This is a genomic window from Pseudomonas wayambapalatensis (genome assembly GCF_049942315.1).
GTDB classification, from domain to species: domain Bacteria; phylum Pseudomonadota; class Gammaproteobacteria; order Pseudomonadales; family Pseudomonadaceae; genus Aquipseudomonas; species Aquipseudomonas wayambapalatensis.
In genome coordinates this window covers 15,477-33,103 of sequence record NZ_JBNFMU010000162.1, presented here as the reverse complement: position 1 = coordinate 33,103, position 17,627 = coordinate 15,477, and the positions used below count along the sequence as shown (strand labels likewise).

Annotated in this window: 18 protein-coding genes; 7 read left to right on the top strand and 11 right to left on the bottom strand. The window is 62.0% G+C overall.

Annotation, left to right across the window (positions count from 1 at the left end; translation table 11 throughout):
- The first annotated feature begins 95 nt into the window (after nt 1–95).
- Entirely contained in the window at nt 96–503 is a 408-nt protein-coding gene (locus ACPZMI_RS10670) for an SMI1/KNR4 family protein (protein WP_186670143.1), read from the top strand.
- Nucleotides 504–636: 133 nt separating this feature from the next.
- Here the strand turns inward: ACPZMI_RS10670 and ACPZMI_RS10665 are convergent, their stop codons facing one another.
- Nucleotides 637–2,397, bottom strand: a complete 1,761-nt coding sequence (locus ACPZMI_RS10665) for a cation:proton antiporter (RefSeq protein ID WP_426352198.1) — start codon at nt 2,395–2,397, stop codon at nt 637–639.
- Nucleotides 2,398–2,722: 325 nt separating this feature from the next.
- Here ACPZMI_RS10665 and ACPZMI_RS10660 point away from each other — a divergent pair, with 325 nt between their 5' ends.
- On the top strand, nt 2,723–3,202 hold the full coding sequence (locus tag ACPZMI_RS10660; RefSeq protein ID WP_054892983.1) for an acyl-CoA thioesterase: 480 nt from the start codon (nt 2,723–2,725) through the stop codon (nt 3,200–3,202).
- Here ACPZMI_RS10660 and pdxY read toward each other — a convergent pair.
- The gene (pdxY, locus tag ACPZMI_RS10655) at nt 3,181–4,068 is read right to left on the bottom strand and encodes a pyridoxal kinase PdxY (protein WP_186721154.1); all 888 of its coding nucleotides are present in this window, start codon (nt 4,066–4,068) and stop codon (nt 3,181–3,183) included. The two genes, ACPZMI_RS10660 and pdxY, sit on opposite strands and share 22 nt — an antisense overlap.
- Before the next feature lie 120 nt (nt 4,069–4,188).
- Between pdxY and ACPZMI_RS10650 the strand changes: the two genes are divergently transcribed.
- Nucleotides 4,189–4,581 carry a DUF3301 domain-containing protein gene (locus tag ACPZMI_RS10650; protein WP_054892985.1) on the top strand — a complete coding sequence of 131 codons (393 nt, stop codon included), beginning with the start codon at nt 4,189–4,191 and terminating at the stop codon, nt 4,579–4,581.
- On the opposite strand, the gene ACPZMI_RS10645 is transcribed toward ACPZMI_RS10650, so the two are convergent.
- From ACPZMI_RS10645 to zigA, 3 genes are all read right to left on the bottom strand, one after another.
- Entirely contained in the window at nt 4,582–5,556 is a 975-nt protein-coding gene (locus ACPZMI_RS10645) for a CobW family GTP-binding protein (protein ID WP_426352197.1), read from the bottom strand.
- 84 nt (nt 5,557–5,640) lie between these two features.
- On the bottom strand, nt 5,641–6,273 hold the full coding sequence (locus ACPZMI_RS10640) for a DUF1826 domain-containing protein (protein WP_426352196.1): 633 nt from the start codon (nt 6,271–6,273) through the stop codon (nt 5,641–5,643).
- A complete protein-coding gene (gene zigA / locus ACPZMI_RS10635; protein WP_426352195.1) occupies nt 6,270–7,478 on the bottom strand; it encodes a zinc metallochaperone GTPase ZigA in 1,209 nt (402 codons plus the stop codon). The genes ACPZMI_RS10640 and zigA overlap by 4 nt, the downstream gene beginning before the upstream one ends.
- 113 nt (nt 7,479–7,591) lie before the next feature.
- On the opposite strand from zigA, the gene ACPZMI_RS10630 reads away from it, so the two are divergent.
- Nucleotides 7,592–7,975 carry a hypothetical protein gene (locus tag ACPZMI_RS10630; RefSeq protein ID WP_063541878.1) on the top strand — a complete coding sequence of 128 codons (384 nt, stop codon included), beginning with the start codon at nt 7,592–7,594 and terminating at the stop codon, nt 7,973–7,975.
- A gap of 25 nt (nt 7,976–8,000) precedes the next feature.
- The gene (gene folE2 / locus ACPZMI_RS10625; RefSeq protein WP_186670156.1) at nt 8,001–8,888 is read left to right on the top strand and encodes a GTP cyclohydrolase FolE2; all 888 of its coding nucleotides are present in this window, start codon (nt 8,001–8,003) and stop codon (nt 8,886–8,888) included.
- 8 nt (nt 8,889–8,896) lie between these two features.
- On the opposite strand, the gene ACPZMI_RS10620 is transcribed toward folE2, so the two are convergent.
- A complete protein-coding gene (locus ACPZMI_RS10620; RefSeq protein ID WP_426352194.1) occupies nt 8,897–9,427 on the bottom strand; it encodes a DUF3617 domain-containing protein in 531 nt (176 codons plus the stop codon).
- Nucleotides 9,428–9,557: 130 nt separating this feature from the next.
- On the opposite strand from ACPZMI_RS10620, the gene cls reads away from it, so the two are divergent.
- Entirely contained in the window at nt 9,558–10,997 is a 1,440-nt protein-coding gene (gene cls, locus ACPZMI_RS10615) for a cardiolipin synthase (protein ID WP_186670233.1), read from the top strand.
- Between the two features lie 40 nt (nt 10,998–11,037).
- Here the strand turns inward: cls and cfaB are convergent, their stop codons facing one another.
- Nucleotides 11,038–12,222 carry a C17 cyclopropane fatty acid synthase CfaB gene (cfaB, locus tag ACPZMI_RS10610; protein WP_063541884.1) on the bottom strand — a complete coding sequence of 395 codons (1,185 nt, stop codon included), beginning with the start codon at nt 12,220–12,222 and terminating at the stop codon, nt 11,038–11,040.
- A gap of 204 nt (nt 12,223–12,426) precedes the next feature.
- Here cfaB and lpdA point away from each other — a divergent pair, with 204 nt between their 5' ends.
- Complete coding sequence (lpdA, locus tag ACPZMI_RS10605; protein WP_288377704.1) at nt 12,427–13,827, top strand: dihydrolipoyl dehydrogenase; 1,401 nt, start codon at nt 12,427–12,429, stop codon at nt 13,825–13,827.
- Between the two features lie 56 nt (nt 13,828–13,883).
- Here the strand turns inward: lpdA and hcnC are convergent, their stop codons facing one another.
- The 4 genes from hcnC to ACPZMI_RS10585 all read right to left on the bottom strand — a co-directional run bounded on the left by hcnC (nt 13,884) and on the right by ACPZMI_RS10585 (nt 17,362).
- Entirely contained in the window at nt 13,884–15,134 is a 1,251-nt protein-coding gene (gene hcnC / locus ACPZMI_RS10600) for a cyanide-forming glycine dehydrogenase subunit HcnC (RefSeq protein ID WP_426352193.1), read from the bottom strand.
- 2 nt (nt 15,135–15,136) lie between these two features.
- Nucleotides 15,137–16,531 carry a cyanide-forming glycine dehydrogenase subunit HcnB gene (hcnB, locus tag ACPZMI_RS10595; RefSeq protein ID WP_186670162.1) on the bottom strand — a complete coding sequence of 465 codons (1,395 nt, stop codon included), beginning with the start codon at nt 16,529–16,531 and terminating at the stop codon, nt 15,137–15,139.
- The gene (gene hcnA / locus ACPZMI_RS10590; RefSeq protein ID WP_288377701.1) at nt 16,528–16,842 is read right to left on the bottom strand and encodes a cyanide-forming glycine dehydrogenase subunit HcnA; all 315 of its coding nucleotides are present in this window, start codon (nt 16,840–16,842) and stop codon (nt 16,528–16,530) included. The genes hcnB and hcnA overlap by 4 nt, the downstream gene beginning before the upstream one ends.
- A 91-nt stretch (nt 16,843–16,933) precedes the next feature.
- A complete protein-coding gene (locus ACPZMI_RS10585; protein WP_426352192.1) occupies nt 16,934–17,362 on the bottom strand; it encodes a DUF417 family protein in 429 nt (142 codons plus the stop codon).
- Nucleotides 17,363–17,627 lie beyond the last annotated feature (265 nt).

The window sequence follows — 17,627 nt, the reverse complement described above, 5'->3', positions numbered from 1 at the left end:
AAACCCCGGGCCTGTCCCGGGGTTTTTGCTTTTGCCATACTGGGCTACTAGGGTATAACGCGCAGCGTTGTCATCAAGGTAAGAGGAAGTGAACTGTGGAAGAAGTGATCGAACAACTCCGTGAAGCCAATGAGCCAGTACCGGTGCCCCTGGAGCTTCCCGACGAAGACCAACTGGTCGAAATCGAAGAACAGCTGTTCATCAACATTCCGTTCGTTTTCAAAGAATTCCTGCTGACCGTCAGCGACGTGGTCTATGGATCCCTCGAACCGGTCACTGTCACCGACCCGCAGTCGCACACCTACCTGCCTGATGTTGCCGCCAATGCCTGGGATGCCGGCGTACCACGCGACCTGATCCCCCTTTGCCAGGACGGCGACAATTACTACTGCGTCGAGGAAGACGGGACGGTGGTGCTGTGGGATGGCGATGACGAGATCGTTGCCGAGGAAAGCTGGGAGTCGGTGTGGCACTGGGCGCGGGACGTCTGGCTGGAAAGCTGAACCCGAACACGAAAAAATGGCATATAGCCATTAAGTACTCGTAGAATCGCCAGGCTTTCTGCGCCTGGCGACATCGTTACCGCCTGATCCCCTCGGACTACCATGAAGTCTTGCGCAGGGAGCGATCACCTCCTCAATGCGAGTGATCGCGGCTGTTCTCCAACGTTTCCAGCAGGGCGATCTGCATGCGCGTATGCACGCGCACGAACCAACGCCACAACAGCGCAACCACCACGGCCGCGACCACGGCGATGACCAGCAACAGCTCGTTGGTCGGCAGGATGCTCGCCGACAGTGCCGACAGCAGCAGGAAGATCACCAGCAGCGACAACAGCGGAATCACTTCGGCAATCACGCGGCGCACGCGCTGGGTGTGACGCCCGGCCATCTCCGGCTTGACGCCCATCTCCGCCAACAGCATCGACAGCGCCTTGAGCTTGCGATAAGCGGCGATCAGGAACGGCAGAGACAACAGCAATGCCGCGCCCCAGATCACTGCCTTCTGCTGCCCCACATCACCGATCCATTCGCTCAGCCAGGTGCCGATGCGTACCGCGAAGTAACCACCACTGAAGAAGATCGCGATCACCAGTGCCAGGTTCACCCCCACTTGCAGCAGGATGCGCCGGATCATCGCCGCCAGCATCGCACCCTCGCCTTGAGGCTGAATGTTGCGCAACCACTCGCCATACAACGACAGCACCCGCGACAGGCGTTGCGGCACCACCTTGCCCAGGCGAATCGACAGGGGGTCCGCGGCGCGGATCAGGTAAGGCGTGAGCAAGGTGGTGATGGCCGAGACCGCCACTGCGACCGGGTAGAGGAAGTCGCTGGTGACCTGCAAGGTCATGCCCAACGCAGCGATGATGAAGGAGAATTCGCCAATCTGTGAAAGCCCCATCCCCACACGCAGTGAGGTGCGCCCATCGTTACCCGCAATGAAGGCGCCCATGCCGCAGGAGAGCATCTTGCCCAACACTACAGCCAGGGTGATCACCACGATCGGCCAGGCGTAGTCGATCAACACCTGCGGATCGATCATCAGGCCAATGGCGACGAAGAAGATGGCGCTGAACAGGTCGCGAACCGGCTCGATCAGGCGCTCGATCTTCAGCAACTGGCGCGATTCGGCCATGATCGCACCGATCAGGAAGGCGCCCAGCACCATGCTGTACTCGAGCTTCACCACCAGCAGGCAGAAGCCGAAGCACAGCCCCAGCACCGTAATCAGCAACATCTCGTTGCTCTCGAACTTCGCCACGTAGGCCAGCAGCCGCGGCACCAGCAGGATGCCGATGACCAACGCCACGATCATGAACAGCGACAGCTTGCCGACGGTGGAGAACACCTCGCCGGAACTGACCGAACCGCTGACCGCGATGCCTGAAAGCAGCGCAATGATGCCGATGCCAAGGATGTCCTCGACGATCAGCACGCCGAAGATCAGTTGCGCGAACCGCTCGTTCTTCATCTTCAGGTCGTTGAGCGCCTTGACGATGATCGTCGTCGAGGAAATCGCCAGGATGGCGCCGAGGAACAACGAGTCCATGGTGCTCCAGCCGAACCAGCGGCCGATCTCGAAGCCGATCCAGATCATCAGCACGATTTCGAGGAAGGCAGCGATGAAGGCGGTCGCCCCCACCTTGAACAGCTTGCGCAGACTGAACTCCAGGCCCAGGCAGAACATCAGGAAGATCACCCCGAGCTCGGCCAGGGTCTTGATCGTGTCTTCGTCGTGGATAAGGCCGAACGGCGGCGTGTGCGGGCCGATGATGAAACCGGCGACGATGTAGCCCAGCACCACCGGTTGGCGCAGCCTGTGGAAAAGAATGGTTACCACCCCTGCGACCAGCATGATCACGGCCAGATCCTGGATGAAGCTTATGGCATGCATGGCGTGGCACTCCTTTTCTCTACGCACGGGGGGCAGACCGCTCCTCTGCCAGGCATCCCCGATCGAGCAGCTAGTACAGATTGTGTTGAAGGGTGGAACACCCATGTTGCATGGGCGTACTCAGGGTAACATCGCGTCCGCTCGTCAAACGCCGGTGCAATATGTAGAAACAGATCGGCAAAAGCGCGCGGGGTAATGGCATGATCGGCGTGACGACGGACCGTCGAGCGACGTCCGTTTCCAGGATGGGAAACCTCAACAGAGGGGAACAGAAGTGTCTGCAGATACCCGCCCCGTTTCAGCGCAACCTCACCGTGAGCACACTATGGAACCTGGAAACGCCCAGCTGAGCATGACTGTCCTGATGACACCGGACATGGCCAACTTCTCGGGCAACGTACATGGCGGCACCCTGCTCAAGTACCTCGACGAAGTGGCTTATGCCTGCGCCAGCCGCTATGCCGGCACCTACGTCGTGACCCTGTCGGTGGATCAGGTGATCTTCCGCGAGCCGGTGCATGTCGGCGAACTGGTGACCTTCCTCGCCTCGGTCAACTACACCGGCAACACCTCCATGGAAGTGGGCATCAAGGTGGTGACCGAGAACATTCGCGAGCGCTCCGTTCGCCACTCCAACAGCTGCTTCTTCACCATGGTCGCGGTCGACGACAATCGCCGTCCGGTTGCGGTGCCGCCACGTCAGCCACAGAACAGCGAAGAGAAGCGCCGTTTCCTGCAAGGCCAGCAGCGCCGCCAGATCCGCCAGGAGCTGGAGAAGCGCTATCAGGACCTGAAGACCGAGTGATCTAGGCTCTGTGCCTCGAAGCGCACCCGCGGATGGGCGATACGGTCCTGCGCCCGCACCAGCTGCAACTCGTAGCTGGCGCAGGCCTGGGTTTCCAGCAGCACTTCGTGCACCGCCGCCGCGGTGAACTCGAAGGCCCGCAGCCACGAATCCCCCAGCAGTACCCGCGCCAGGAACAGCCCCGAGGTCAGGTCACCGACCCCCACTGGCTGGCGCGGAAACGCCAGCAGCGGACGGCGCAGGTGCCAGTTCTGTTCGCGGGTCACCAACAGCATCTCGAAAGCATCCTCGCCGCGCCCCGGGTACGCCAGGTGCTTGACCAGCACCACCTGCGGCCCGTGCTCCAGCAGGCTGCGCGCCATGACCACGCAATCCTCCAGCGACTGCGCATGCCGACCACAGAAACTGTCGAGCTCAAGCTGGTTGGGGCAGAGGATGTCGGCCACCGACGCCGCCTCCTTGAGCAGGAAGTCGCTGACCTCCTGGGGCACGATGCAGCCCTTCTCGGCATGGCCCATCACCGGGTCGCACAGGTACAACGCTCGCGGGTTGACCGCCTTGATCCGCTCGACGCCGGCCAGGATCGACCGCCCCTGTTCGGCACTGCCCAAGTAGCCCGACAGCACTGCATCGCAGTGGCCCAGCTCGCCGATATTGGAAATGCCTTCCACCAACGCAGGAATTTGCGCCGGAGCAAGCACTTCGCCAGCCCACTGGCCATACTGAGTGTGATTGGAGAACTGCACGGTGTTGAGCGGCCAGACATTGACGCCGATGCGCTGCATGGGAAACACCGCGGCGCTGTTTCCGGCATGGCCAAAGACCACATGGGACTGGATCGCGAGCAAGTGCGGTGTACGTTTCATGCAGGAGATTTCCGAAGCTGTGTGGATAACTGAAAGTCGAGCAGTATGAACCCGAAAGCCACCTGTACGACAGGCCAGGGACGCAGTTAAGCTGAAGCCACCTGTCTGGAGCATATGCAAATGTTGACCCTGGAGAACCTGTTCGTCCTGATGCTGTTGGCGACGGCTGGCGCCTGGCTGTGGCACAACCATGGCTTGCGTGAGAAGGCGCTGGAACGGGTCAAGCAGCATTGCGCGAAACTCGACCTGGAGCTGCTCGACGACGCCGTGGCCCTCAAGCGTATCGCCTTCGTGCGCGATGCCAATGGCCGCAAGCGCCTGGCACGGGTCTATGCCTTCGAGTTCACCGTCACCGGTGAACAGCGTCACCCTGGCACCGTGACCCAGTTCGGTGCCCATACCGTACAGATCGAACTGGCGCCCTACCCGTTCGAGATAAAGACCCCGCCGCGCACCGACAACGTCATCGAAATGCAGCAATGGCGCCAGGAGCACAACCGCTGGCGCAACTGATCAGCCGTTTACGCGGCAGTGCTCGATGGCGGCCTGAAGGGGCTGCAACGGCTGAGGCTGATCGAAGATCAGCTCGATGCGCGAGTCCCTGCGCCATTCGCTCGAACGCCACTCAGGCACACCGCCCTCCAGGCCGTTGAAAGATTGCCAACCCCGAGCGCTGTGGATAACCCCTTTGGCCCGCCGCCACGCCCATTGCGCGAGCACGCCACGCAATGCAGCCTCATCGAAGCGCTGGCTCGGGTGCCAGCGCCAGCCAACACTCCACCCGCCCTCACCTTGCTGCGCCTGGCAGATGGGCTCGCGCGGATCTGTCCACAGGGTAGCCAAGCTGACTGGAGTCTTGTACACAGGCAGGCTGGAAAGACTCGCCGGGGGGAAAACCTCTGTGGGCAGAATGGGCAGCTTGTCCAGGGCGAGAACTGCATGATCCGTCCAGACCGCCCTGCTTCCGCCAAATTGCGCAGTTATCAACAGCCGCTGAGCGTCATCCACAGCCCCTGACTTGTTGAAAATCAACAACCCCGCCTGCGCCACTGCCTGCTGTTGCGCGTCGGGCAGCGGTTCTCCCCGCGCCAGCGCCACAGCATCCAGCACCATCAGCAGTGGCTGTACATCCAGCACACCGATCCAGGGTGCTTGCTTCAACTGCTCCAGCAATTGCACGGGATGACCGAGGCCGGAGGGCTCGATGAACAGCCGGTCGGGCCTGGCCTTGCGCAGAAGACGCCCCAGGCCGACCTGAAACGGCGCCCCGTTGATACAACACAGGCAACCGCCCGCGACTTCACCGATGGCGACGCCGTCCTCGTCTGTGCTGAGCAGGGCAGCGTCGAGGCCGATCTGGCCGAACTCATTGACCAGCACCGCCCAGCGCTGTTTTTCCGGGCGCTGGCCGAGCAGGTGGCGAATCAGGCTGGTCTTGCCTGCGCCCAGTGGGCCGGCGATGACGTAGGTGGGAATGTGCTGCAACATGGTTCGAGGTCTAGGTGGACGTGAAGCCAGTCTATCTTGGATGCAGGTATCTTGCCTTTGCTAGTCTCTTCGCGGGCAAAACCCTCACCCCAACCAATCAAGGCTCAACAACAAACGTTTCTCACCGCGCGGCGTCGGCGGCGAGCGGTGCACCAGGCCCGCGCCCTCATTACCCAGCCACTTCTCCCCCTTGAGCAAGGCCACATCGCCCACCTGCAAGCGCCGGATGTTATCCACAGGTGCTTCCGCCAGTTGCAAGCAATTGCGGTCAATGTCGCGTTCTTCCAGCCACTCACTGCCGGCGCCCACATAGGTGGTCAGCAGCCGCAGCGGGACATGATCCACATGAAAGCGCGGACACATCGCCCCGTCGAGCACCTTCAGCCGCAAGCCGACGCGGCGTGCGCCCAGCAGGCAGGTATAGGCCGCCACCAGCCACGACACGTCAGCCACGAAGCCTTCGTAACCGTGCAGGTCCGCCGCCTCGGGCAGCAAGCGATGCAACACCGGTGCCTCCCGCTCATCCACCTCCATCACACGCTCATCCGACATCGACTGGCCAAGGTTGACCACCAGGGCCGCGAAGTCCTCGACCTGTGCAGGCAAGCGTCGCTGCCACACGGCCAGGTTGACGCCATCCTGAAGGATTTCGGTCATCACCTGCGGCGACTCACCGAACGCCTGGCGGATATCCACAAGCCGCGATGCCACCCTCATGCTGCCGCCTCTTCATACCAGGGGCCGAACGGGTCCTCCAGGCGCAACCAGGCCATCGGCCCTAGTTCCATCTCCTCATCCGTCAGCAAGCACGCTTCAAGCTCTGTGGATAACCGTGCGAAGTCGATGTTCTGACCGATGAACACCAGCTCCTGGCGGCAGTCGCCAGCCTCGACCGTCCACTGCTTGAGGATCGCTTCGAGGTTCTCTTCATCTTGCGGCCACTGCTCACGCGGCACGAAACGCCACCAGCGACCCGCCAAACCATGGCGCATCATGCCGCCTGCCTGCGACCAGCTGCCGGCTTCCTGGTACTTGCTGGCCAACCAGAAAAAGCCTTTCGAACGCAGCAGCCGGCCATTGCTCCAGCTGTTGTGGATAAAGTCGAAAAAGCGCTGTGGATGAAACGGCCTGCGCGCCTGCCAGGTGGTCGAGGCGATTCCGTACTCTTCGGTTTCCGGCACATGCTCGCCGCGCAGTTCCTGCAACCAGCCCGGCGCCTGGGACGCTTGCTCGAAGTCGAACAGCCCGGTATTCAGAATACGCTCCAGCGCCACCTGGCCCATCACCATCGGCACAATCTGGGCGCGAGCGTTGAGGCTGCGCAGGATTGCGCTCAGTTCCTCGCGTTCGTGCTGGCTGATCAGGTCGATCTTGCTCAGCAGCAACACGTCAGCGAACTCGATCTGCTCGATCAGCAAGTCGCTGATCGAGCGTTCGTCCTGCTCCCCCAGTGTTTCGCCACGACTGGCCAGGCTATCTGCCGCCTGGTAATCCCGCAGGAAGTTGAGGCCGTCCACCACAGTGACCATGGTATCCAGGCGCGCCATATCGGAGAGGCTACGGCCCTGTTCGTCACGGAAGGTGAAGGTCTCGGCCACCGGCAACGGTTCGGAAATGCCGGTGGATTCGATCAACAGGTAATCGAAGCGGCCTTCGTCGGCGAGCCGTGCCACTTCCTCGAGCAGGTCTTCGCGCAGGGTGCAGCAGATGCAGCCATTGCTCATCTCGACGAGCTTTTCTTCGGCGCGATTGAGGCTCACATTACGCTGTACCTCGCTGGCATCGATGTTGATTTCACTCATGTCGTTGACGATCACCGCAACCCGCAGGTTTTCACGGTTGCGCAGGACATGGTTGAGCAGCGTGCTCTTGCCGGCCCCGAGGAAGCCGGACAGCACGGTGACGGGAAGGCGGTTGGTCATGGTGAACCTCATCGGGCAAAGCGCATTCGAAACGATGCATTGCACAACGTTATAATATAACAATACAATTTCGCCAAGCCGCGTCTGTCGAACGGCTGCCCGAGAGGATGGACATGAAGCACTCGAACCTCGCCCTATTGCTGCTGGCACTTGCCGTGCCCATCCCGCTCTACGCTGCGATCCCACAGCCCGGCCTGGCGCTGTGCACCCGCAGCGCCACGCTGTTGGCCTGCGAAGACGGCAAAGGCAGTTACTACAGTGTGCGAACCGAAGGCCGAGACTTTCATCTGCGCGGGTATGACAGCAACAGTCGAAGACTCTGGGCGCAGACCAACAGCCGCTATGGACAGATGACCTTTTTCACCGGCCTGGCCAGCGACGGCGAAGCCTGGGTGGGCTACAGCCGGCGCGTCGGCTGGACCACCCTGAACCGCGTATCCAGCTCAAGCGGCCAACGTTTCAACCTGCATTGCAGCTTGATCGGAGGTTGCCGCTGAAGCCCCTTTTTCATGGACTCTATCGATGACCAGCCTGACGCTTCCCGACATCGCCGCGCAAACCAGCCACAAGCTCCAACCCCTGGACTGGGTCGGGATGCGCGGTATCGCCCTGCCTGTGCAATTGAATGGGCATCGCCTCAGCGCCTGGGCTGACGCCGGCGTGAGCCTGGATGATGGCGAATCGCGCGGTATCCATATGTCGCGCCTGTACCTCGCCCTGGAAGCACTGGAGCACACCGAGCTGACCCCCTTGGCACTGCGCCAGCTCCTGGCTCGCTTTCTCGACAGCCACGAAGGGCTTTCGTCCAGCGCCTACCTGCGATTGAAGTTCGACTATCTGCTGAAACGTCCTGCGCTTGTGAGCCCACTGGAAGGCTGGAAACGCTACCCGATCATCCTTGACGCACGCATCGAGAATGAGATGTTCCACGTGGAACAACACGTGGAAGTCCCCTATTCGTCGACCTGCCCATGCTCCGCTGCGCTGGCCCGCCAGCTGATTCAACAGCAATTCCTCAAGGACTTCGCCAACCAGACACTCGACCCACAGGCCATCCTGCAATGGCTTGGCAGCAGCGCAGGTATCGTCGCGACGCCCCACAGTCAGCGTAGTCAGGCCATCGTCAAGGTGCGCCTGCAGCACAACCTGCAGACGCTACCGCTCGACGCGCTGATCGATACCGTGGAAAGCGCATTGGGCACAGCAGTGCAGACGGCCGTGAAAAGAGCCGACGAACAGGCGTTCGCCTTGGCCAATGGTCAGAACCTGATGTTCTGCGAAGATGCTGCACGTCGCCTGCACCGAGCGTTGCGCGAACTGGAATGGGCCACCGGCTTCGACCTGCGCGTGGAACATGCAGAAAGCCTGCATGCCCACGACGCAGTGGCTGCCAGCCAATGGCAATGGTGAGGCGCTAGCTAGCTGCGCGGACGTACGTTTCCGCAGTCATTACCCAGCCACACCGCCCGGGTGTTCATGCTGCCCTGCTGCTGAACACCCGAGGCATTGAAGGTGCCGCTGACCTGGGTGGTGAATTCGCGAGCACTGAGGAAGGTTGCCTGACCGGTGCCTTGGGCCTTGGGGCAACTGAACTGGAACTTCCAGACATTGCCTTGGCGGTCGGTGATCTTCTGCGTGCAACCTGACTGCGGATCCTGCAGCGGAATATCGTTGGTAGCGACCTGCTCTGGTGTCAGGCACGAGCGCACGCCATTGCCACCCACGGTGATGCCTTGCTTGGCCAGGGCGCCCTCCATCATGGCGCGCTGCTCCGGCGGCAGGTTCTTCAGTTGGCCGAGCATGAACGCCATGTCGGGCAGTGGCTTGCCGTCGACCTGCATGTTGCTGGTGGTCAACTCCCACAGACCGGGTTGCAGCATCTGCGCTTGCGCCAGCAGCGGGCTGCCCAGGCCCAATGCCAGGGCAATCAGTGGCAGACGAATCTTCATGGATCAGTGCTCCTCGAAATACCGGCTCCAGGCCGGACAGAGCCTTAGACGTCTTTTTCGCCCGCGGGTTGCAAGCGGCCCCGGGAACATGCTCTGTTAGGCGGCAGTGCTCTTGGAATGCAGGATGCGTATGGATTACCACAGCCCCTACTTCTTCGGTTACCTGCTCGGACTGATTCACTTCCTGGGCATCGTCGCTGCGCTGCATGCGGTGTTCACCGTGCGTACCGCCCAGGGCGCAATCGCCTGGGCAATGTCACTGTTCTTCATTCCCTACCTGACCCTGGTGCCCTATCTGGTCTTTGGCGCCCGCTCCTTCTACGCCTATATCCAGGCGCGGCGCCAGGCCAACCAGGAGATGCACGTGGCGATGGCCGACCTCAACTGGCGCCCCTGGGTGGAGGAAGCTCTGACCGCGCGGGAGTCGGAAAGCTACGCGGCACTGCGTGCCATGCCCAAGCTTGGCCGCATGCCCTGCCTGGCCAACAACCAGGTGAAATTGCTGATCGATGGCACTGCGACCTTCGACGCGATCTTCGCTGCCATCAGCGAGGCGCGGGACACTGTGCTGGTGCAGTTCTTCATCATCCACGACGATGCCATCGGCCAGGAGCTGCAACAACTGCTCCTGCGCAAGGCCGCTGAAGGGGTAAGGGTTTACGTATTGTTCGATCAGGTCGGCAGCCATGCCTTGCCGGCGCGTTACAGCCAGGTGCTGCGCGAGGGTGGCGTACAGATCCAGGCCTTTTCCTCGCGCCGTGGCTGGTTCAACCGCTTCCAGGTCAACTTCCGTAACCACCGCAAGATCGTCGTGGTCGATGGCCTGCTCGGCTTCGTTGGCGGGCACAATGTCGGCGATGAGTACATGGGTGGGCATCCGCGGCTGTCGCCCTGGCGTGACACCCATGTCCAGGTCAGCGGCCCGGTGCTGGCCTGTCTACAGGAGTCGTTCGCCGAAGACTGGTACTGGGCCACCCGTGCCTTGCCGCCGCTGATCCTGCCGGATGCCTATCCGGAGAACGGCGTGTTGTGCCAGGCCCTCGCCACTGGCCCGGCCGACCCCCAGGAAACCTGCCAACTGTTCTTCGTCGAAGCCATCCACTCGGCGACCCGGCGCATCTGGATCACCAGCCCCTATTTCATTCCCGACGAGGCAGTGTTCGCAGCCCTGCGCCTGGCGGTGCTGCGTGGCGTCGATGTGCGAATCCTGATCCCGTCGAGGCCAGACCACCGCATCGTCTATGCCGCGTCCAGTCTGTTCGCCTTCGAGGCGGTGCGGGCAGGTGTGCGGATGTTCCGTTATCAGCCAGGGTTCCTGCACCAGAAGGTGGTGCTGGTGGACGACGATGTCAGCGCCATCGGCAGTGCCAACCTCGACAACCGCTCGTTCCGTTTGAATTTCGAGATCACCTTGCTGACCATCGACCGCGCCTTTGCCGATCAGGTCGAGGCCATGCTGCTGTGCGACTTCGAGCAGTCGCGGGAGATAACCGCCGAAGACAGCCGCGACACTCATCGGCTGCAGCAGCTGGGAATGCGCATCGCGCGCCTGATTTCACCGATTCTGTAGCCAGAAAAGAAGCGGGGCCGCAAAGGCGGCCCCGTCTTGATCAACGATAGAGATCTTCTCGCGTCCACGGCAGGTCGTGGTGGCCATCCGCATACGGCTTCACTGCAAGAATCTGGTGCAGGTTGATCCAGCCCTTGGTGAAGGCATAGGCGCATCCGGCCAGGTACAGGCGCCAGATCCGCAGCGTCTTCTCCGGCACCAGCGCCGCAGCGCGATGCAGCTGGTTCTCGAGGTTCTCACTCCAGTGATTGAGGGTCTTGGCGTAGTGCAGGCGCAGGCTTTCCACGTCCACCACTTCCAGCCCTGCCTCACAGATACGCGCGGTAATCATCGAGATGTGCGGCAGCTCGCCGTGCGGGAATACATAACGATCGATGAAATCCCCAGCACCTCGCCCAACCGGCCGACCATCCACATGCTTGGCGGTGATGCCATGGTTCATCACCAAGCCGCCTTCACGTACGGCGCCGAACAGTCGCTGGCAGTACAGTTCGAGGTTGGCATGGCCGACGTGTTCGAACATGCCGACGCTGACCGCCTTGTCGAAACGGCCATCCTGGGGCAGGTCGCGGTAGTCGAGGATCTGCAGGTCGACCTTGTCGGCCAGTCCTTCATCCTTGACCCGCTGGCGCCCCAGCGTCAGTTGCTCCTTGCTCAGGGTGATGCCGAACACCTTGGCGCCATATTCGCGTGCGGCAAAACGCGCCAGGCCGCCCCAACCGCAGCCGACATCCAGCAAGTAATCGCCGGCCTGCAGCCGCAGCTTGCGACACAGATGGTCGAACTTGTCTTGCTGGGCCTGGGCGAGGGTGTTGTCCGGCTCCTTGAAGTAGGCGCAGGAATAAGCCATGTCCGGATCGAGCCACAGTTGGTAGAACTCGTTGGACAGGTCGTAATGGTAGGAAATGGCTTCGGCGTCGGTTTTCTTGTCGTGCGAGGTGCGCACCGGGACTACATCTTCATCGTCTTTGAGCAAAGCCTCGCTGAGCTCGTCGCAAACGCGGATGACTTCGCCAATGTTCCCTTCGAGTTCAAGCTTGCCCTCGACAAAGGCTGTGCCCAGTTCATCCATGCTCGGGTGCGTCAGCTGACTGATCAGTTGAGGCTCCTTGACCAGGATGGTGACCTGCGGGCTAGGCCCTAGATCGAACTGGTTGCCGTCCCACAGCTTTAGACGTAAAGGCAAGTGCAGGCTCTGCAACGCAGGTGGAAGTTGCGCAAGCATGAAAGACCCCCTTTCAATTACGGACGCCGTACAAGGATTCGAGCGTCACCGGATCAGGGTAGTTCATTCGTCGGAAGTTTCCTTTTATAGCGACCATAGTCCAATGCTAACGGCCATACCGCGACCAACAGATTGTATACAATCATCCATTCAGCGACTAACCTTGTGGCCCTCTCGCGCATCTTCTTCCCTGGAGTGAATCCCATGAAATCCTATGATGTGGTGATCATCGGTGGCGGCCCTGGCGGCTACAACGCGGCCATCCGTGCCGGTCAGCTGGGCCTGAGCGTGGCCTGCGTCGAAGGACGTTCGACCCTCGGCGGCACCTGCCTGAACGTCGGCTGCATGCCCTCCAAGGCGCTGCTGCATGCCTCCGAATTGTACGAAGCCGCCAGCGGCAGCGAGTTCGCGCACCTGGGCATCGAGGTCAAGCCGACCCTGAACCTGGCGCAGATGATGAAACAGAAAGATGAAAGCGTGAGCGGCCTGACCAAGGGTATCGAGTATCTGTTCCGCAAGAACAAGGTCGACTGGGTCAAGGGCTGGGGCCGCCTCGACGGCGTCGGCAAGGTCATCGTCAAGGCCGAGGATGGCAGCGAAACCACGCTTCAGGCCAAAGATGTCGTGATCGCCACCGGCTCCGAGCCAACCCCTCTGCCGGGGGTGAATATCGACAACCAACGCATCATCGACTCCACCGGCGCCTTGTCGCTGCCCCAGGTTCCCAAGCACCTGGTGGTCATCGGCGCGGGCGTGATCGGCCTTGAACTGGGCTCGGTCTGGCGTCGCCTGGGGGCCGAAGTGACCGTGATCGAATACCTCGACCGCATCTGCCCCGGCACCGACGAGGAAACCGCCAGGACCCTGCAAAAAGCCCTGGCCAAGCAGGGCATGAGCTTCAAGCTCGGCAGCAAGGTGACCCAGGCCACGCCTTCGGCGAGCAGCGTCAGTCTGACGCTTGAACCTGCCGCTGGCGGCGATGCGCAAACCCTGGAGGCCGACTATGTACTGGTGGCCATCGGTCGCCGCCCGTACACCCAAGGCCTGAACCTGGAAAGCGTCGGCCTGCAGACCGACAAACGCGGCATGCTCGCCAATGACCACCACCGCTCCCAGGTCCCCGGCATCTGGGTGATCGGCGACGTCACCTCTGGGCCGATGCTCGCGCACAAGGCCGAAGACGAAGCGGTGTCGTGCATCGAGCGCATTGCCGGCAAGGCGCATGAGGTCAACTACAACCTGATCCCCGGCGTTATCTACACACGACCGGAACTGGCGAGCGTCGGCAAGACCGAAGAACAGCTCAAGGCCGAGGGCCGTGCCTACAAGGTCGGCAAGTTCCCCTTCACCGCCAACAGCCGCGCCAAGATCAACCATGAGACCGAAGGCTTCGCCAAGGTGCTGGCCGATGCCGAGACCGACGAGGTGCTGGGTGTGCATCTGGTCGGGCCGAGCGTCAGCGAGATGATTGGCGAGTTCTGCGTGGCCATGGAGTTCAGCGCTTCGGCCGAGGATATCGCCCTGACTTGCCACCCGCATCCGACCCGCTCCGAAGCCTTGCGCCAGGCAGCGATGAACGTGGAAGGGATGGCGATGCAGATCTGAGCACAAGGCCGCTCCTGCAGCGACCACGAAGCCTGCAGGAGCGCCCGCCCGAGCCCCTACCCCACCGCCCAGTTCTTATCCACAGCCCGCCCGAAACGCCTCGCCAGGAAAGGCGTAAGGTCCAGCGGCAGTGGCTCGCTGTGGATAACCTTGTCCAGCAGCACGCCGGTAATGGCCGAGGTGAGAATCCCGGTGCGGAAGTGTCCACAGGCGTTGAAGTAGCCGGGCACGTCATCCACAGGACCGAGAATCGGCAGTTCATCAGGCGACCCGGGCCGCAATCCTGCCCAGGTGCGCTTCAGGCTCACCTGCGCCAGTTCCGGCACACAACGCACTGCCCCCTGCACCAACCCGGCAATTTCGGGGAAGGTAGTGCTGACATCGAAGCCCTTGTCTTCCGTAGTGCTGCCAATCAGGACCTCGCCATTATCCTTTTGAGCCATGTAGCAATCACTGGTGGTCAGGCAGCCATCGAGCAGCTTGGGCAGACGTTCGGTGAGAACGATCTGGCCTTTCACCGGCTTGACCGGGATCGAAGTGCCGGTGGCCCACTCACTGAGCTCGCCCGCCCAGGCCCCCGCAGCATTGAGCAAGGTGTGGCAATGGAAACCCCCCGCCTCGGCAGTACGCACACCCTTGATCTGCGAGTTCCCATGCAGCACATCGGTGATGTTTGTGTTCAGGTACAGATCGACGCCGTTCTGCCGCGCGGCTTCCAGGTAGGCATCGCCCAGACGGAACGGGCTGACCTGGTGATCGCAGAGGAACTCCAGCGCCCCCTTGGCCTGCAGGTTCACCGCCGGCTCCCTCTCGCGCAGTGCCTGGCGATCCAGCCAGCGCACCTGGTCCGCCAGGTGCGGGATCTGCGCGACGATGTGCTCGGCGTACAGTTGGTCCTCATCGTCCTGGATGATGTACTTCAATCCGGTGCGCTCGAACTTGAAGTCCATGCCATGGCGCTCGATCAGCTCCTGGTGCAGCTGTGGATAAAGTGCGTTGGATTGCAGTGCCAGGTCGAAAAAGCACTGCGGCAGGATATGCGGCGTGCTCGCATCCACTGCCACTGCTGCGCCATGGGCCTCGCGTTTGCTGCGCGAGGACATCATGCGAAAGAAGATCACTCCGCACCCAAGGCCCACGGACTCGCCGATGGCCCACAGGCCGCCCGCCGATGCACGTGTCGCATTACCTGGACGCTTGCTGTCGATCAGGGCGATTTTCAGCCCCTTGCGCTTGGACAACTGATAGGCACACGAAGCGCCGATCACCCCGCCACCGGCGATGACGATGTCATAGGTCTTGTTCATGCTCAGGCCTCCGTGGCCAGGTGCTGGAATGCGGAAAATGGGATGGGATCGATCGGGAAACGCGGTCGCAGCCAGCCGACATCCGCCCGCCCGGTACTGGCGCGCAGGCGATCGCTGCAGTAGCCCACACACATGCGCCCCTGGCAGTCGCCCATGCTCACCCGGGTGCGCATCTTCAGGCTGGCCATGTCCTGCACGCCTTGCTCGAGCGCCAGGTCGATATCGCTGCGGGTGACGTGCTCGCAGCGGCAGATCACCGTGTCGGCCTGCGGCAGCTCGATCTGCGCTGCGCCACGTTGGGTATAGCGCTCGACACCCGCTCTGAAGCGCGTGATCGCAGCCAGCTTGCCCAGGTATCGCTCGCGCCGCTCGATGGCCTGGTTAGCGTCGAGCACTCCACGCTGCTGCAGGATCGACACCGCAGCGATGCGCCCGGTCAGCATCGCTGCCTCGCCACCACGGATACCACCCATGTCGCCGGCCAGGTGGATATGCGCCTGGCTGCTCTGCTGCCAGACATTGCATACCGCGCGCAGGTAGCCGTCGTCGCTGAACCCATGCGTTAGCCCCAACTGCTGGCTGAGCTGGGTGCGCGGGATGAAGCCATAGCCGACTGCCAAGGTGTCCACCGGCTCGCGCCGCACGCGGCTCATGTCGGCTTTCCAATCCTGGCCATAGGGCGCAAGGCTGACTTCGCGCAGTTCACCTTCACCACTGGCGCTGACCAAGCCCCAGCCATAGTGCATCGCAATGCCGTTGAGCTTCATGTACGCCAGCATGCTGAGGCCGTCGAGAAACAGCTGCGGTTTATTCAGCAGCGCCAGGCTTTCCTTGGCGATACGGTTGAAGGCGCAGGCCTCATAGACTCCGGCAACCTTGGCGCCAGCCGCATGCAGTTGGCAGGCCACCAGCGGCAGCAGTGGACCGGTCCCTGCGATCAAAGTGCTGCCCAGTGGCTTGACCGCACCGCTCTTGATCTGCAACTGCAGCCCGCCCAGCAGCATCACGCCAGGCAGCGTCCAGCCGGGGAACGGCACATTGCGCTCATGGCAGCCGGCCGACAGCAGCAGATGGGAATAGTCGATCTCGTGCAGTTGCTCGTCGGCATCGAGCACCATAAGGCGCTCGGTATCACCGCCAACCACACGATGGTTGAGGCGCAGGTCGATGTGCTCGGCGTTGGCGGCGAAATCCTCATGCAATGTCTGTAGCGCCTTGCTGTAGCGCGCCCCCAGGTAACCCAGGTCGACACCGGCGCGCAGCGGCCCGCGATAGACCACGCCACCCGGACGCGACGCTTCATCGAACAGTAGGCAATCGACACCCTGCTCGGCCAGTTCGATGGCCGCCGCCATGCCGGCCGAGCCACCGCCGACGATCACTGGGCGCAAGCTCATGACTGCGCCCCCTCGACAACGCGGTTGACCTCGGTCTCTACCCGCATTCCATGGCGGACTACCGTCTGACAGGCACGGCGCTTGGGCCGTCCGTCGATCGCCACCAGACAGCAATGGCACACGCCCATGCCGCAGAAGGCGCCAGCTGGCTGGCCATGATCGTTCTGCGCCAGACGGCGCAGGCCAACGGCGTTGAGTACGCTGAGTACCGTCTCGCCTTCGGCGGCCTGCACCGCCTGGCCATTGAGTTGAAGGGTGATTTCAGCCGCCTCGAGCGGCTGTATGTCGAGCACGCGTTCCAGTGTTTGCATGAGCTTCGTCCTTGTTGAAAAAACAACCGACGATACGACAAAGCTCTGTAGGGAAACATTGACACAATCCGTAGGAAATGAAGGATTTATCCTAAGAATTTGTGAGCCTATTTCTCGCGGCGACTTGGTACAAAACCTGGCGGGCCGAATCGGCGACCATCACCACAACTCCCGACAGCATCAGCACATCCTTGAGCACCAGGCGCCCGCCCCCCGACAGGTAGGGAAACCCGAACCGCGCATCGCCCAGGTTCGCCACCCAGGCCTCGGGCGTGGTCACCAGGAACGACAAGGTCACCACGGGTGTCAGGCAGGTCAGGACCGAGCCCAGCACCAACAGGCCGATGGTGATCTCTACCACACCCAGCCCGGTGGAGAATGCGTACGGATGGTTGGCCGCCTGCCTGGCGCGCTGCAGCATGGATCTTCGCTGCCAGTTCAGCGGGCGCTGGGCGGTCAACCACGAACCGGACGCCCCGGTACCGCGCGCTATCACATCGTGCTGGCCGGCCACTGCCATGTGCGCCTGCCCAACCGGCAGGCCATCGTGAGGAGCACCTCGCCCCTGAACAGCCGTGCCTCAGGAAAAATCCGCAGGATGTTGTGCCCAGAATTCGTTTGAGATGAAACGCCACTTTGCCCATGGTGGCGGATCGGATCGCCATTGCCTGAAGGGAGCTTCACGGCAAGACCTCGATTAATGGCATCGCCCCGTGCAGGTAGGTCCTCGAGCGGTTGCCGCTCGAAGGACGTTGCCGGTTCCTTCCAATAATAAGAGACGTCTG